16 protein-coding genes are annotated in these 14,921 nt (G+C 41.3%); 7 read left to right on the forward strand and 9 right to left on the reverse strand.

All coding sequences use genetic code 11. The annotated features are described in order from the left end of the window. Nucleotides 1-6 precede the first annotated feature (6 nt). Nucleotides 7-1,761, reverse strand: a complete 1,755-nt coding sequence (locus AC1D0K_RS10990; protein WP_477396585.1) for a DUF885 domain-containing protein — start codon at nt 1,759-1,761, stop codon at nt 7-9. A gap of 82 nt (nt 1,762-1,843) precedes the next feature. Between AC1D0K_RS10990 and AC1D0K_RS10995 the strand changes: the two genes are divergently transcribed. Next, nucleotides 1,844-1,966 carry a hypothetical protein gene (locus tag AC1D0K_RS10995; protein ID WP_477396587.1) on the forward strand — a complete coding sequence of 41 codons (123 nt, stop codon included), beginning with the start codon at nt 1,844-1,846 and terminating at the stop codon, nt 1,964-1,966. Between the two features lie 122 nt (nt 1,967-2,088). Continuing rightward, nucleotides 2,089-2,283 (forward strand): hypothetical protein, encoded by a 195-nt coding sequence (locus tag AC1D0K_RS11000; protein WP_477396590.1) that lies wholly within the window; start codon nt 2,089-2,091, stop codon nt 2,281-2,283. Nucleotides 2,284-2,664: 381 nt separating this feature from the next. Here AC1D0K_RS11000 and AC1D0K_RS11005 read toward each other — a convergent pair whose 3' ends face one another. Continuing rightward, the gene (locus AC1D0K_RS11005; RefSeq protein ID WP_477395806.1) at nt 2,665-2,985 is read right to left on the reverse strand and encodes a hypothetical protein; all 321 of its coding nucleotides are present in this window, start codon (nt 2,983-2,985) and stop codon (nt 2,665-2,667) included. Nucleotides 2,986-3,224: 239 nt separating this feature from the next. Here AC1D0K_RS11005 and rpsL point away from each other — a divergent pair, with 239 nt between their 5' ends. From rpsL to rpsJ, 4 genes are all read left to right on the forward strand, one after another. Further along, nucleotides 3,225-3,647, forward strand: a complete 423-nt coding sequence (rpsL, locus tag AC1D0K_RS11010) for a 30S ribosomal protein S12 (protein ID WP_067190071.1) — start codon at nt 3,225-3,227, stop codon at nt 3,645-3,647. Between the two features lie 19 nt (nt 3,648-3,666). Then, nucleotides 3,667-4,134: a 30S ribosomal protein S7 gene (gene rpsG, locus AC1D0K_RS11015; protein WP_091149764.1), complete on the forward strand. Its 468-nt coding sequence runs from the start codon at nt 3,667-3,669 to the stop codon at nt 4,132-4,134. 144 nt (nt 4,135-4,278) lie between these two features. Then, nucleotides 4,279-6,390 carry an elongation factor G gene (gene fusA, locus AC1D0K_RS11020; protein WP_295721010.1) on the forward strand — a complete coding sequence of 704 codons (2,112 nt, stop codon included), beginning with the start codon at nt 4,279-4,281 and terminating at the stop codon, nt 6,388-6,390. A 132-nt stretch (nt 6,391-6,522) separates the two neighbouring features. After that, complete coding sequence (rpsJ, locus tag AC1D0K_RS11025) at nt 6,523-6,828, forward strand: 30S ribosomal protein S10 (protein ID WP_022830652.1); 306 nt, start codon at nt 6,523-6,525, stop codon at nt 6,826-6,828. A gap of 637 nt (nt 6,829-7,465) precedes the next feature. Here rpsJ and AC1D0K_RS11030 read toward each other — a convergent pair. From AC1D0K_RS11030 to AC1D0K_RS11040, 3 genes are all read right to left on the reverse strand, one after another. Continuing rightward, complete coding sequence (locus tag AC1D0K_RS11030) at nt 7,466-7,813, reverse strand: MmcQ/YjbR family DNA-binding protein (RefSeq protein ID WP_477395803.1); 348 nt, start codon at nt 7,811-7,813, stop codon at nt 7,466-7,468. 49 nt (nt 7,814-7,862) lie between these two features. Next, nucleotides 7,863-8,159: a hypothetical protein gene (locus AC1D0K_RS11035; protein WP_477395801.1), complete on the reverse strand. Its 297-nt coding sequence runs from the start codon at nt 8,157-8,159 to the stop codon at nt 7,863-7,865. A gap of 231 nt (nt 8,160-8,390) precedes the next feature. Continuing rightward, the gene (locus tag AC1D0K_RS11040) at nt 8,391-8,840 is read right to left on the reverse strand and encodes a WapI family immunity protein (RefSeq protein ID WP_477395799.1); all 450 of its coding nucleotides are present in this window, start codon (nt 8,838-8,840) and stop codon (nt 8,391-8,393) included. 152 nt (nt 8,841-8,992) lie between these two features. Here AC1D0K_RS11040 and pruA point away from each other — a divergent pair, with 152 nt between their 5' ends. Then, on the forward strand, nt 8,993-10,630 hold the full coding sequence (gene pruA / locus AC1D0K_RS11045) for an L-glutamate gamma-semialdehyde dehydrogenase (protein ID WP_477395797.1): 1,638 nt from the start codon (nt 8,993-8,995) through the stop codon (nt 10,628-10,630). Nucleotides 10,631-10,905: 275 nt separating this feature from the next. Here pruA and can read toward each other — a convergent pair whose 3' ends face one another. The 4 genes from can to AC1D0K_RS11065 all read right to left on the reverse strand — a co-directional run bounded on the left by can (nt 10,906) and on the right by AC1D0K_RS11065 (nt 14,854). Then, entirely contained in the window at nt 10,906-11,568 is a 663-nt protein-coding gene (gene can / locus AC1D0K_RS11050) for a carbonate dehydratase (protein ID WP_295721006.1), read from the reverse strand. Nucleotides 11,569-11,605: 37 nt separating this feature from the next. Next, nucleotides 11,606-12,343 (reverse strand): YoaK family protein, encoded by a 738-nt coding sequence (locus AC1D0K_RS11055; RefSeq protein WP_477441755.1) that lies wholly within the window; start codon nt 12,341-12,343, stop codon nt 11,606-11,608. A gap of 174 nt (nt 12,344-12,517) precedes the next feature. Next, nucleotides 12,518-13,240 (reverse strand): carbonic anhydrase, encoded by a 723-nt coding sequence (locus tag AC1D0K_RS11060; protein WP_477395792.1) that lies wholly within the window; start codon nt 13,238-13,240, stop codon nt 12,518-12,520. 9 nt (nt 13,241-13,249) lie between these two features. After that, nucleotides 13,250-14,854: a SulP family inorganic anion transporter gene (locus tag AC1D0K_RS11065; RefSeq protein ID WP_477395790.1), complete on the reverse strand. Its 1,605-nt coding sequence runs from the start codon at nt 14,852-14,854 to the stop codon at nt 13,250-13,252. Nucleotides 14,855-14,921: the final 67 nt, after the last annotated feature.

Below are 14,921 nucleotides of genomic sequence, written 5' to 3' on the forward strand. Positions count from 1 at the left end.
TCCCCCCTACAGAACATCCCCCCAGGTACTTTTATCCTTCAGCATAATTTCGCGCAGCATACCAATCTGGGGCATGCCGTGGTCAAGTACTTCATCATGGAATTTTTTGAGGGAAAAGTTGGCGCCTTCCTGTTTCTTGTAATCCTCGCGTAGTTTTAATATTTCCAGCTTGCCGATGGTATAAAACAAATAACCGGGATCAAAGGTTCCGCGCAAGGCTTCCTGCCTGGATGGCTTATCGCCCTGGTACCAGTTGTCCATAAAAAACTTAGTAGCCTCATCAACACTCATACCCTGGGTATGGGTTTTAACAGATACACATAAACGGCAGAGCCTTAACAATGCATCACCGGCTTGTGCCAGGCGATATTTGGCAGCCTTTACCGAATCGCCATTGTGACCATAACCTTCATCTGCCATCATTTTCTCGCAGTAATGCGCCCAGCCTTCAATGTAGGCGTAGCTGCCAAATATCTTTTCAATTTTTGTTGCCGATGAGGCATTCAGGTGTAAAAACTGGGTATAGTGACCGGGATACGCTTCATGAATAGTTACATTATCGGTAGTATAATAATCAAACTGTTTCAGCCAGTCTTCTTTTTGTTGTGCTGTCCATTTGGGATCAACCGGAGTAATGTAGTAATAAGCCTCAGTTGCCTTAGTTTCAAACGGACCGGGCGTATCCATTGATGCCGTGCCTGTGGCGCGTGCATATTGCGGGGTTTCCTCCACCTTAACCCTTACCTCGGACGGCATGGTCACAATATTTTTATCGATCAGGAACTGCCTGATCTTTTCCAGGTTCTTTTTGGCATCGGGGATCAGAGTCTCAGCAGTAGGGTGATCCTTTTGAAGGTCGTGATATACATCAACCGGCTTTTTATTTGGATTGATGATCTTAGCAGCATCGTTAAAAGCATTCTGTTCATCTTTCAATTCGGTTAAGCCAATTTGCAATATTTTATCTGGCGATAGCTTAATTCCCTCGCTATAAAGCAGCATTTTTTGATAGCTGGCCGTACCAATGGCATATTTATTATTTGCTTTTGGCAGCTTTTCCTTCTTCAGGTAATCGGCGAAAGCATTAACGGCCAAAATTGCCGCATCGTTAGCGGTATTAAAAGCTTTCATCAGGGTATCATTCTTAACATCCTTCAGTGCCACTTTAAGATCGCCGCCTAAAAATGCTGCCGAACCCTGCGCTATCTGGATAGCGGTTTCTACATAGGGTTTGGCCAAAGTATCATTCAAATTAAGCCTGGCATCAGCCAGCAGCTTGGGCGCCATTTTTTCAATAGCGATGATTGATTTTACACGTTCCTCTATCGGTGCAAAATTGCGCTTTACATAAATGCTTACATCAACTATCCCGGCATAGGTCATGGGGTTTTTAGTAAAAGTTCCCAGATCATCAAAAGTCCAGATCTCCCCTTTTACAGCCGAACGTAAAATGCGGTAATCATAAAAAACCTTTGGACTAAAAGATGCGGTATCCGCTCCGCTTAGCTTGGTATCAAAATCCTTTAAACGTGCCAGTTCTTTGTCTATCGAGGTCTTACTAATATCAGTAACCTTTCCATCGTATTGATGATAGCCCAGCGCAACACCATTGGCAGGGCGCCAGGCCAGGTAACCATCAAGATAATCATCTGCCAGTTTCTGAAATGCAGCATCACCCGATAGTGCGCTTTCATCTGCCGGCTTTGGTTTACAACTAATAAGGATACAAAAAGGAATGATAAGGTAAGCTAACTTTTTCATACAGATGGAATTGGAGAATCTAAGATAATGGTTTTAAAAACATTTTCCGGCCTGTTGGTATTGTATTAATAAACATACTACTATGAAAAAGAGATTAACCGGCATATTATTACTTGCAGTAACAATTGCCACATTCGCCACAAGCTGCGCTCCGCCGCGCAACATGCCACATCCACCACCGCCGCCAAAGCCGGCAGCAGCATAATTATAAAAGCCTTTAACCATAACCAGTTAAAGGCTTTTATATTGAAATTAAACCTTTTCGGTAAAAATGTATCATACATATGTACATCGTTTAAATAAGGTGTACCACTAAAATTATTTACCATGAAAAAGAGATTTGTTGCATTTGCATTATTAATATCAACAGTAGTAATATCGGTATCATCTGGTTGTGTTGTACGTGATGGATACGGCCGCGGAAATCACCATGGCAGGCACCATGATGATGATGATCATGACCGCGGACATGATCGTGGCCATAACCACGACTATAACCAGGGTGGTTATAACCATTATTAATTTATAAAGAGTGTTGTTTTTGAGTGATTGATGGCAAGGCGGTGAGTGATCACCGCTTTGTTTATTTATAGGCGATTGGTTTTTACCGCTTGCTTTCTGAAAATTCCAGCCGAATTATTTTATTAAACAAGGAGAATAACATGTTGTGGACTCCCTACGCCCGCAATAGGGATGGAAGTGAATACCGGCCTGTGATTAAGGCCTGCGCAGTATAAACGTACAGCCCGGGCCGCAGGCATTGCCATTATTAGATAAAGGATTAATGGAGTAAGGAATACCACCCGGCCGCCAATATCCTGTTTTTGGCCAATAATGTTACCGCCAAGCCAAATGCCCTGTAAATTACCAGAATGTGACCATAAGAAAAACCAGGAAATAACATTAGTTTAGAAGAGCAGTAAAGTAATAGGTTACCGAAACTAAAAACAGAAAACCAAATATCAAAGAGTGTTTACGCTGGTCTTTATGTATCAAGGCTATTAGTAAACACACAAATACGCCTCCCACCCCTATTAAAAAGACCAATAGCTCGCCATACATTACTCCCTCTCCCCATGCTATCCGCTCGCCTGTATTAATATGGCCTATTGATGCCCTAAAATTTCGTTCCGTATGAATTTGATTAAAGTAAAGAGCCAGATAAACCAGGTAAACAACCATACTTATCCGGCAATCTTTCCAGAATCTCAAAATTGCTTTCATGATGGAATACGCCATGACATTGATACGCATATCTGGAAAAGGTGACCCGTCAACGTTTTATAGACAACTAACAAACTTCAGGGCAAAAAGCCATTATTTCAGATTCTATTCCCCCCCTTCGCCCACCCAATCAACCCTTTACAAAACTTTTTCGTCTCAACCCCTTGAAAATCAAAAAATACTCCATACCTTTGCAGTCCTTAAAATAAGGATAAAACAGTAAATACAAAAAGGAAAAAATGCCTACTATTCAGCAATTAGTTAGAAAAGGTAGAGTAGCTCTGGTTGACAAGAGTAAGTCACCAGCGTTGGACAGCTGTCCACAGCGAAGAGGAGTATGCACACGCGTGTATACCACTACCCCTAAAAAACCAAACTCAGCAATGCGTAAAGTTGCCCGTGTGCGCTTAACCAACGGAAAAGAAGTAAATGCTTACATCCCAGGTGAAGGTCACAACTTACAGGAGCACTCTATTGTTTTGATCCGCGGTGGTCGTGTTAAGGATTTACCAGGTGTACGTTACCACATCATCCGTGGTGCATTAGATACATCAGGTGTTGCCGGCAGGAACCAACGTCGTAGTAAATACGGAACAAAACGCCCTAAACCAGGTCAGGCAGCTGCACCTACAAAAGGCGCACCAGCTAAGAAAAAGAAATAATTAAGGAGGATAGAAAGCAATGAGAAAGTCAAAACCAAAAAAAAGAATTATCCTTCCTGATCCACGGTTCAATGATACCATGGTAACAAGGTTCGTAAATAACATGATGTATGATGGTAAAAAATCAACCGCATACGCCATATTTTATAACGCAGTTGATATTGTTGAAAAGAAAACCAGCGAAAGCGGTTTAGAAACCTGGAAAAAGGCTTTAAACAATGTTATGCCTGCAGTTGAAGTTAAAAGCCGTCGTGTTGGTGGTGCTAACTTCCAGGTACCAACCGAAGTTCGTCCTGAGCGTAAAATCGCTTTAGGTATGAAATGGTTAATCAGCTATGCCCGTCGTCGTGGTGAAAAAACCATGATGGAGAAATTAGCCGGTGAGATCATATCAGCAGCTAAAGGTGAAGGTGCAGCAGTGAAAAAGAAAGAAGATACGCACAAAATGGCTGAAGCCAACAAAGCGTTCTCTCACTTTAGATTTTAATTAAAGGATTACACCGATATAGAAAGGATTACACCGATTATATATTAAGGTTACACTGATTTATTATGATTGCGCCCTAAACAGCAAAATCAATAAATCAGTGTAATCGTTTTATTAAATCAGTGAAATCATAAAATAAAAAACATGTCAAGAGATCTAAGATTTACAAGAAATATAGGTATTGCCGCTCACATTGATGCCGGTAAAACCACTACTACCGAGCGTATCCTTTATTACTCGGGCGTAAGCCACAAAATTGGTGAAGTACACGAAGGTGCTGCAACAATGGACTGGATGGCGCAAGAGCAGGAACGTGGTATTACCATTACATCTGCTGCTACAACAGTAGATTGGAACTACAGAGGACAAAAATATCATATCAACATTATTGATACACCGGGTCACGTGGATTTTACCGTTGAGGTAAACCGCTCGCTGCGTGTATTGGATGGTTTGGTATTCCTTTTTAGTGCTGTTGATGGTGTTGAGCCACAATCAGAAACCAACTGGAGACTTGCAAACAATTATAACGTTGCCCGTATAGGTTTCGTTAATAAAATGGACCGTTCTGGTGCCGACTTTTTAAATGTTGTAAAACAGGTAAAAAGCATGTTAGGCAGCAACGCTGTACCACTTCAGTTACCTATTGGTGCCGAAGAGAAATTTACAGGTGTTGTTGATTTAATTAACTGGAGAGGTATTGTTTGGAATGAGCATGATAAAGGTATGACCTTTACAGAAGTGCCTATCCCTGAGGATATGATCGAAGAAGCAACTGAGTGGAGAGAAAAATTGCTTGAATCAGTAGCTGATTATGATGAAAGCCTGATGGAGAAATTCTTTGAAGCGCCAGAATCAATCACAGAAAGAGAAATTTTAGATGCATTGCGTAAGGCAGTATTAGATGCTAAAATTGTACCTATGGTTTGTGGTTCATCTTTCAAAAACAAAGGTGTACAAACCATGCTTGATTATGTGATGGAATTATTGCCTTCACCAATGGATGTTGAAGGTATTATTGGTCATCACCCTGATACAGGCGAAGAAATTTTACGTAAACCATCAGAAAAAGAACCATTTGCAGCATTAGCGTTTAAAATTGCTACCGATCCTTTCGTAGGTCGTTTGTGCTTTATCCGCGTATACTCTGGTAATTTAGAGGCTGGTTCATACGTACACAACATGCGTTCAGATAACAAAGAACGTATCTCCCGTATCTTCCAAATGCACGCTAACAAGCAAAACCCTATCCCTAATGTAGGTGCAGGTGATATTGCAGCGGTAGTAGGCTTTAAAGATATTAAAACAGGTGATACCCTTTGTGATGAAAAACACCCGATCATTCTTGAATCGATGAATTTCCCTGAGCCGGTTATCGGTTTAGCTATTGAGCCTAAAACACAGGCCGACGTAGATAAATTAGGTATCGCTCTTGGTAAATTATCTGAAGAAGATCCAACTTTCCACGTAAAATCTGACGAAGAAACCGGCCAAACTGTAATTTCAGGTATGGGCGAGCTTCACTTAGATATCATCATGGACCGCTTAAAACGTGAGTTTAAAGTAGAAGTTAACCAGGGTGCGCCACAAGTTGCTTACAAAGAAGCAATTACAGGTACTATCCAACACCGTGAAACTTATAAGAAACAAACCGGTGGTCGTGGTAAATTTGCCGATATCCAGGTTATCCTTTCTCCAAACGATGAAGGTAAAGAAGGTTTACAGTTTGTGAATGAAATTAGCGGTGGTTCAATCCCTCGTGAGTTTATTCCATCTGTTGAAAAAGGCTTTGCTGCTTCAATGGCAAACGGTGTATTAGCCGGCTTCCCGTTAACCAGCTTAAAAGTAAGGTTAATTGATGGTTCATTCCACGCGGTCGATTCAGATGCGCTATCTTTCGAGTTAGCTGCAAAAATGGCTTACCGTGAGGCATTGCCAAAATGTAAACCAGTATTGCTTGAGCCGATCATGAAAATCGAGATCCTTACCCCTGAAGAAAACATGGGTGATGTTATCGGTGACATGAACCGTCGTCGTGGCCAGCTTTTAGGTATGGATTCACGTGCAGGTGCACAGGTAATTAAAGCTACTGTACCACTTTCAGAAATGTTTGGTTATGTAACTCAGTTACGTACCATCACTTCAGGCCGTGCTACTTCAACAATGGAGTTTGATCACTATTCTGAAGCACCACGTAACGTACAGGAAGAAGTAGTTGCCAAAGTAAAAGGCAAAAAAGCTGCTGCAAACGCATAAATAATTTTGAATTATTGAATTAGTGATTGAGTGAATCAAAAACACAAGAAAGCTAATTCAGTAATTCAATAAATCAATAATTCAACAATTGCCCTAATAAATAGCTCTTAGGGTGGTTAAAATCAAATTAACATGAGCCAAAGAATCAGGATCAAATTAAAATCTTACGATTACAACCTGGTAGATAAATCTGCTGAGAAGATCGTAAAAACAGTAAAGCCAACAGGCGCTGTAGTTAGCGGACCACTTCCGTTACCAACCGAAAAGAAAATTTTCACCGTTTTACGTTCACCACACGTAAACAAAAAGGCACGTGAGCAATTTCAATTATGCTCATACAAGCGCTTATTAGACATTTACAGCTCAAATTCAAAAACTGTAGATGCCCTGATGAAGCTTGAGTTGCCAAGCGGAGTTGAAGTTGAAATCAAAGTTTGATAGATGCCCGGCCCACTGAAAGGTGTGGGATAACATACAAAAACACCATCCGGTTTCGGGTGGTGTTTTTTTGTTATAAAGCTACTTCTGCGGCAAACCTCCCCCACGCGTCATTATAAGTTTGAAAATCCGGTGGACTCTGAAAGAGAAAATGACGTAACAAAAATGGCTGTCATCCTGAGCCTGTCGAAGGATAGCGGGCAAAGGCCTCTCCGCGCGAGTCTTCGACAAGCTCAGACTGACAGCCCCACACGCCTCAAAATCCAATATGTCATTATAAGGTACGAAGCAATCTCCAAACTATACAGAGCGGACATGATAGTGTAAAACTTGCCTGATCTACCTGCCTGTGCGGATATTGCTTCGTAACAAAGGCAATGACAGGAGATGAAAAGTTCCTTTATCCATTATCTATTCGTCCTTTGTCCCTTTTTAGGGCGTTGCCTGCGGTCGGGCCATCTGCTCATACGCCTGGAGGGATTACGCTCTCGGCCGGTATCCGCGCCTGTCCCTAACGCGATATTTGTCTGAACCTGAATTTACCGAATTTAAAAATTAACAGAATCTCAGCGTTACATCAGCACACATTATTGATTCTGTTGATCTTTATACTTGATACTAACTACTTGATACAACATTACACCCCTATTTCTTTCCGCACTTTGGCCGGAAGCTTTTCGGCAATAAGCCGATACGATTGTTTGATGTAAAATTCCCAATCGGGGATGCTTAAACAGCTGATATCGGCTATATGTACCCATTTATACCTGCCAATATACGCCTGTGGCGAAAAGCACTCCTTCTGTAATGTTTCTTCAAAATCCTCATCCGGCACTTTTACCGAGGCTGTTGGAGGCACCGAATCAGGGCCTGTAAATAGGAAGGTTTTACCGCCCACGTTAAAACATAAGTGTTCGCCGAGTTTAATATCCTCAGTAACGCCGGGTAGTTGATGGCAAATGGCTTGAATATCTTCTATGGTCATGCTATACGGAGAATAGGTTTTATGGTGGACATGCCAAGTTGGCCAATAATTATCTTACAAAATTTAAAATTTCTGTTTTCAGGGGTTCAGGAATGGAAGTCCAGATAGTATCAGGCGTTACTTTTAAGGTAACGCCGCACTCTATATTAATAACAAGTACCATATGTTTAAACCATTCAAAATAGGACCACTCCCTGGGCTTAGGTGAATATAGAAAACTTCCATTATTATCCCAATGAACCTCGGTAGCCAACCGGTAAATCATACTGAAATTTTCCGTTTCGGGCTTTATATATAATCTACCCACGTTGTCAATCCCAATTTCTAAGATATTGTCAATTTCCATATCCCCTAAATATTCATCGATTTGTTCTTTTTAGAATGGTTGCACCAAATTGACTGAAACAATGTTTTCGGAAATTCTATCATACCTCAACAATTGCAATGCATATAAATACATGTTCTTTGCCATGACATAGCCTTTCGATTTAGCAGGGCTTCGTGGTTCAAAATAAGGCATCAGGCCTTCAAAAAAACTATAAATTTATTTATTAAACTACAAATTTATTTATTCATATTATTTAATAACGGGAAATCGATTTGCGATGTCATCAAGTTGCTTTATAAAACCTGGAATATATGTCTGGTCAAAAGCTAATTCAAACTTCAATTCAGACCCAAAGAGAGTAGCACTCCGCTCAACAGCTACACATGCCGCGTTCAAATGCCCTGTACCATCTCCTTTAATGTCAATTTCTAAATAACCTTCATAACCGCTAAATTTTGCCGAACTATCTAAGTTGGTATACAGTACTTTTAACTCATCCCTAAACCTAAGGAAATCACTAACCATCAATTCGCCTGTGTAATCTCCTTTAAAACCGCCAACTTTAATTATTATTTGAGTTTTTATCCAATTGTTATCCCAGGATAATTCCGAATTATAATTAATTATTTTTAATGGGATCATCGTGATTGAATCTCCATTTATATTTAATTCAAAAAATAATTCTTCCTTTTCTTTCACACAATAAATATATTAATAATAAAAGCATTAAATAATAAAAATATTACTACTCTCATCGCGCTTCTATTTCTTACATTAACAATTTGACAATCCCCTCACCCGCCATCTTCTCCAAAATCCCTATCTTTGCGCCAATAAATTGACGACCCATTATGCTTAAAGGATTTTTTAATGTTCCTGCTCCGCAAAACGAGCCGGTTTTAAACTATGGCCCTCGAAGTCTTGAACGAGTAGCACTCAAAGCTGCTTTAGACGAGGCCCGCGCGCAGCAGTTAGACATACCCATGTACATTGGCGGCAAGGAAGTACGCACCGGCACAAAGCTGGAAATTCGTCCGCCGCATGATCATAAACATTTGTTAGCCACCTTCAGCGAAGGTGATGCCAGCCACGTAACAGCCGCCATTGATGCAGCGCTTGCCGCTAAAGCCGACTGGGAAAACCTGCCATGGGAGCAGCGTGCTGCCATATTTTTAAAAGCTGCTGATTTACTTGCTGGTCCATACCGTGCTGCTATAAATGCGGCAACGATGCTGGGTCAGTCCAAAAACGCTTACCAGGCCGAGATTGATTCGGCTTGTGAGCTGATAGATTTTCTGCGTTTTAACGTGGAATACATGACCGAGATTTACAAGCAACAGCCTCCTGTATCTGGCAAAGGCGTTTGGAACCGTGTAGAGCAACGACCACTGGAAGGTTTTGTATTTGCTTTAACCCCTTTTAACTTTACAGCTATAGCAGGTAATCTGCCTGCATCTGCTGCCATGATGGGTAACGTTGTAGTGTGGAAACCTGCTTACACGCAGATTTACGCTGCCGACGTGATCATGAAGGTATTTATAGAAGCTGGCGTACCTGATGGCGTGATCAACCTGATCTACGTTGACGGTCCAGTTGCAGGCGAAGTAATATTTAATCACCCGGATTTTGCAGGTATCCATTTTACAGGATCAACCAAGGTGTTCCAAAACATCTGGCAAACAATAGGCACCAACATTCATAAATACAAAACCTATCCACGCATTGTGGGCGAAACAGGTGGTAAGGATTTTGTACTTGCCCACCCAAGCGCCAATGCCGATGTGGTAAGTACAGCTCTTGTTCGTGGCGCGTTTGAGTACCAGGGGCAAAAATGTTCTGCCGCTTCCAGGGCTTATGTGCCTGCTTCATTATGGCCTGCAGTAAAAGCCAACATGCAGCGCGATATCACCTCGTTTAAGATAGGTCCGGTTGAAGATTTTGAAAATTTCATTAATGCCGTAATCACCGAGGTTTCATTTGATAAACTGGCCAAATACATTGATGCTGCCAAAACAGACGAAGGTGTTGAAATTGTTGCCGGTGGCAGCTACGATAAAACAAAAGGCTGGTTTGTTGAGCCAACCGTGTTAAAAGTAGAGGATCCGTACTATGTAACCATGTGCGAAGAGCTTTTTGGCCCCGTATTGACCATTTACGTGTACGAGGACGATCAATTTGACGAGGTGCTTAACATTGTAGACAAAACATCTATTTATGCGCTTACAGGCTCTATCATATCACAAGACAGATATGCTATTGCCAAAGCAACCTATCAGCTACGCAACGCAGCCGGTAACTTCTATATCAATGATAAACCAACCGGAGCAGTTGTTGGTCAGCAGCCATTTGGCGGCGCAAGAGGATCAGGCACCAATGACAAGGCTGGTTCTATGATCAACCTGTTACGCTGGGTATCGCCACGCACCATCAAAGAAACCTTTGATCCACCAAAGGATTACAGGTACCCGTTCTTGGCTAAAGAAATATAAGTTATAGAGTCAAGAGACAAGAAACAAGAGTTAAGACTTTTGAATAGATCAAAAAAAAGCGCGGGGAAATTTATTCCCTGCGCTTTTTTTATATAATTTATTGTCGGCTTTTCTCCCGTCTTGATTCTTGTCTCTTGATTCTTGACTCTTAATTCTTGTCTCTTGATTCTTGACTCTTGATTCTTGACTCTTAATTCTTGACTCTTAATTCTTGACTCTTGTCTCTTGATTCTTGACTCTTGATTCTTGTCTCTTGATTCTTGACTCTTAATTCCCTATTTAAACTTAAACACATCTCCCAAATTGGCATTGTCGCTGGTGCTCACTTTCATATCCTTAATTATACCGGTGCTGATGCTGTATACCCAGCCATGTACTGCCAGTTCCTGGCCGTGTTTCCAGGCATTTTGCACAATGGAGGTTTTGCATAGGTTGTAAACGTTTTCTATCACATTCAACTCTACCAGTCGGTTAGTGCGTTCCTGATCGTTTTCAATTGCGTCAAGTTCGTCAGCATGCAGACGGTAAACATCTTTAATATGGCGCAGCCAGTTATCTATCAAGCCGAATTCACTATTGCTCATTGCCGCTATTACACCCCCACAACCGTAATGACCGGTTACAATAACGTGTTTTACCTTTAATACATTTACAGCATAATCCAGTACCGATAACATATTCATATCCGAATGGATAACCATATTGGCAATGTTACGGTGCACAAAAATCTCGCCCGGAGAGGTATTGGTGATCTGGTTGGCCGGCACGCGGCTATCGGCACAACCAATCCAAAGTACAGGTGGCGTTTGCCCGTTGGCCAGTTTCAAAAAATACTCAGGATCTTCGGCTAAAGCATCTTCAATAAATTGCTTATTGCCATCTAACAAGCTTTCGTATGTAATATGGCTGGTATCATGGAAAATTTTTTTGGCACACATAGTTTATAGTTTTATAGTTAGATTTTTTTTAAGCCGATCACCTTTTTTCAGTCCAAAATAAACGGGTTATTTTGTGCAGCGCAACGGGCGAAAGATCGTAATACAATATAGTAAGCAAAATTAATGGTATGAAATAAAAAATAGCAAACTCATACAAATTAAAAAGAAAGCCACCCAATATTGCCCCAATAAAATAGAAGGAGAGCACCGTAACCCGAACAATTATTTTATTGCGAATGATAGTTGTTTTTTCGACATTGGGATGTAGCCATTCAGAAACATCACCACCCAAATCAGTAAACAAACCTGTTAAATGGGTTGATTTGATCAACCCGCCGGATATGGTTGATACCAGGCTATTTTGCAAACCCATCGAAAAAATAATAACTCCTATTACAATCTCGCGTTCAATATCTGTTTCTTTATAAAAGTTATGACCATACACGGCAACAAATAATAGCAATATAATTTCGATGATGATTGGTGTAGAATGTGCCCGGTAACGACTTTTATGCTCCAGGGAGCGCACTATAAAATTGGATAAAAAAGCCCCCGCGAAGAAAAGCAGCAACCAGATTACAAATACCACGATCTCCCTGAAATTCTGCTCCACAATATGTTTGGCAAGGTTGGCCACATGCCCGGTAATATTGGAGGTAAAAGCTAAAAAAGCAACCATCCCCGCAACATTGGTAACGCCCGATACAAAAGCCGTTGACGAAGCCAGCAATAAATTTTGTTTAAGGGTGCGTTCTTCTTTTGATTGCCTTAGCATAGTAAATGCTGTTTATTAACAACGCATAAAAATAGGATAAAAATTTATAGTTATTGCTTACGCTATTGTTAACCTCCTGTAAACAAAAAACCCCGGCCATTTGCATGAACCGGGGCAAACTAAAAAAACCTCCCTGTGCCCCTTCGGCACAGAGAAATTATTGTATTATTATTTTTAATGCGAAGCCACAGCTTCGATGCTATCCAGCTCATACACATAACCTAAATTATGCGGACTGCTGCTGCTTACCTTGATGTCTTTCACCAAGCCAGTACCCAAATCAATCACCCAGCCGTGTACTTCCAGATCATTACGTTCCATCCAGGCATTTTGAATGATGGATGTTTTACATAGGTTATAAACCTGTTCGCTCACGTTAAGCTCTACAAGGCGATTCTGTCTTTGAGTCTCGTCGGTAATGCGGTCAAGTTCATGACTATGTAGGCGGTACACATCTTTAATATGGCGCAACCAGTTGTCTATCAAACCAAATTGCTTGTTGCTCATGGCAGCTGCCACACCGCCGCAACCATAATGACCAGCTACTATAACATGTTTTACTTTAAGCACGTTTACCGCATAATCCAGTACGCTCAGCATATTCATATCCGAGTGTACACATACGTTGGCAATATTACGGTGTACAAATACCTCGCCTGCCTTGGTACCGGTAACCTCGTTTGCAGGTACCCTGCTATCTGAACAGCCTATCCACAATACCTGCGGGTGCTGGCCTTTTGCCAGGTTTTTGAAAAAGTCGCTGTCTTCTTTTAGCTTTCTCTCCACCCACTCATTGTTTCCGCGTAATAACGCGTTATAGCTATCAGACTGGGCCAGTTTTAGATTGGTGGTATCAATTACCGGTTTCTCGTTTTTTTTATTTTCTATAAGTGCCATGATTTTTTCTTAGTTAGGGTTATACATTAATTCTTTTAAAGGAGGTACGTCGTACTTATCCTTTATATCAAGTAATTGCACAATTATGCCTTTGGTATAGGCGTTGTGCTTATAATTATGGATGATCTCCAGTACATCCGGGTCAATATAGCGCGAGTTGGAGCCATCAATGATCACATCTGTACCGCTTGGTAAACTTGTTAAAGTGATCTGTATCGCTGCTTTATTCAAAAAGGAAACCTCTTCGGCAAGTTTTATGTTAATCACCTTTTTATCGCCATTTTTGGAGATCTGGTAAAAATAGGGGTTGCGTAAATTGGTGCGCAGGATATAAAAGATCCCAACCAACATACCAATACCAACACCAATAAGCAGGTCTGTTAACACAACTGCCGCTATAGTTACTACAAAAGGAATGAACTGGCTTAAACCTAAATGCCACATATGCTTAAATAACGATATGCGGGCCAGTTTATAGCCGGTCATGAGCAGGATAGCTGCCAGGCATGATAGTGGTATCAGGTTGATAAGTACAGGGATGAACAGTAGCGACACCAGCAGCAACGAGCCATGAACCACCGTACTCATCTTGGTACGGGCACCGGAATTTACGTTAGCCGATGAACGTACAATAACGGCAGTCATGGGTAAGCCACCCAATAGTCCACTGGTAATATTACCTATTCCCTGTGCAACCAATTCACGATTGGTAGGCGAAATTCGCTTTATGGGGTCAATTTTATCAACGGCCTCCAGGCTCAGCAGCGTTTCCAGGCTGGCTACAATAGCAATGGTAAAAGCGGTTATCCAAACCTGTTTATTACCAATTCCACTAAAATCAGCTGTTTTAAATAAAGCAAAAAATTCACTGCTGCTATTCACAATGGGTATACGCACAAACTGCTTATCCAGCAAGGCTAAATCGGTACCCGCAAACGCTGTGCTTAAACCAATACCAGCAAGCACCACTAATAATGGAGCGGGTATCATTGCCAGCTTTTTAAATTTAGGCCAGTAGATCATGAATGCCAATGAAACCACGCTGATTATTACTGCGCCGTAGTTTATTTTAGCGAATGCGCCAAGTATCCCGGAGAAACTGTTATGTTCATCTGCCTGGCTAAAGCTTTCATCCCCTTCAAAATTAGCATCGTAACCCACCGCATGCGGAAATTGCTTCATGATTAGGATAATTCCAATAGCCGCCAGCATTCCCTCAATTACCGATGATGGAAAATAGTTGGCAATGGTACCTGCTTTTAAAACACCAAGCAAAATCTGGAAAGCACCAGCCAGTACCAAGGCAAGTAAAAATGTTTCATAGGAACCGAGGCTGGTAATGGCATTTAATACAATAACCGTTAAACCTGCCGCCGGACCAGCAACGCTCAACTGCGAGCCGCTTAATGATCCAACAACTATACCACCAATAATACCTGTAAGTACACCCGCAAACAGTGGTGCGCCAGATGCCAGCGCTATACCAAGACATAGTGGTAAGGCTACCAGGAAAACTACAAGACTTGCCGGAAGATCTCTTTTTAGATTTTTGGGTAAAAAGTATTTTTTTAGGTTAAGATTGCCAACGGCAAACCCACCTTGCTTAATTTGCATGAGAATGAATGTTTGAATGAAAATTTAAATGAATTATAAAGCGTTGCTTCCGGATAAGGAATATCCG

This window comes from Mucilaginibacter sp. P1_A3, from assembly GCF_056406855.1.

Excerpts from the sequence above, each read along its gene's own strand:
- AC1D0K_RS10990 (WP_477396585.1), bottom strand. The coding sequence starts at position 1,761 with ATGAAAAAGTTAGCTTACCTTATCATTCCTTTTTGTATCCTTATTAGT.
- AC1D0K_RS10995 (WP_477396587.1), top strand. The coding sequence starts at position 1,844 with ATGAAAAAGAGATTAACCGGCATATTATTACTTGCAGTAACAATTGCC.
- AC1D0K_RS11000 (WP_477396590.1), top strand. The coding sequence starts at position 2,089 with ATGAAAAAGAGATTTGTTGCATTTGCATTATTAATATCAACAGTAGTA.
- AC1D0K_RS11005 (WP_477395806.1), bottom strand. The coding sequence starts at position 2,985 with ATGAAAGCAATTTTGAGATTCTGGAAAGATTGCCGGATAAGTATGGTT.
- rpsL (WP_067190071.1), top strand. The coding sequence starts at position 3,225 with ATGCCTACTATTCAGCAATTAGTTAGAAAAGGTAGAGTAGCTCTGGTT.
- rpsG (WP_091149764.1), top strand. The coding sequence starts at position 3,667 with ATGAGAAAGTCAAAACCAAAAAAAAGAATTATCCTTCCTGATCCACGG.
- fusA (WP_295721010.1), top strand. The coding sequence starts at position 4,279 with ATGTCAAGAGATCTAAGATTTACAAGAAATATAGGTATTGCCGCTCAC.
- rpsJ (WP_022830652.1), top strand. The coding sequence starts at position 6,523 with ATGAGCCAAAGAATCAGGATCAAATTAAAATCTTACGATTACAACCTG.
- AC1D0K_RS11030 (WP_477395803.1), bottom strand. The coding sequence starts at position 7,813 with ATGACCATAGAAGATATTCAAGCCATTTGCCATCAACTACCCGGCGTT.
- AC1D0K_RS11035 (WP_477395801.1), bottom strand. The coding sequence starts at position 8,159 with ATGGAAATTGACAATATCTTAGAAATTGGGATTGACAACGTGGGTAGA.
- pruA (WP_477395797.1), top strand. The coding sequence starts at position 8,993 with ATGCTTAAAGGATTTTTTAATGTTCCTGCTCCGCAAAACGAGCCGGTT.
- can (WP_295721006.1), bottom strand. The coding sequence starts at position 11,568 with ATGTGTGCCAAAAAAATTTTCCATGATACCAGCCATATTACATACGAA.
- AC1D0K_RS11055 (WP_477441755.1), bottom strand. The coding sequence starts at position 12,343 with ATGCTAAGGCAATCAAAAGAAGAACGCACCCTTAAACAAAATTTATTG.
- AC1D0K_RS11060 (WP_477395792.1), bottom strand. The coding sequence starts at position 13,240 with ATGGCACTTATAGAAAATAAAAAAAACGAGAAACCGGTAATTGATACC.
- AC1D0K_RS11065 (WP_477395790.1), bottom strand. The coding sequence starts at position 14,854 with ATGCAAATTAAGCAAGGTGGGTTTGCCGTTGGCAATCTTAACCTAAAA.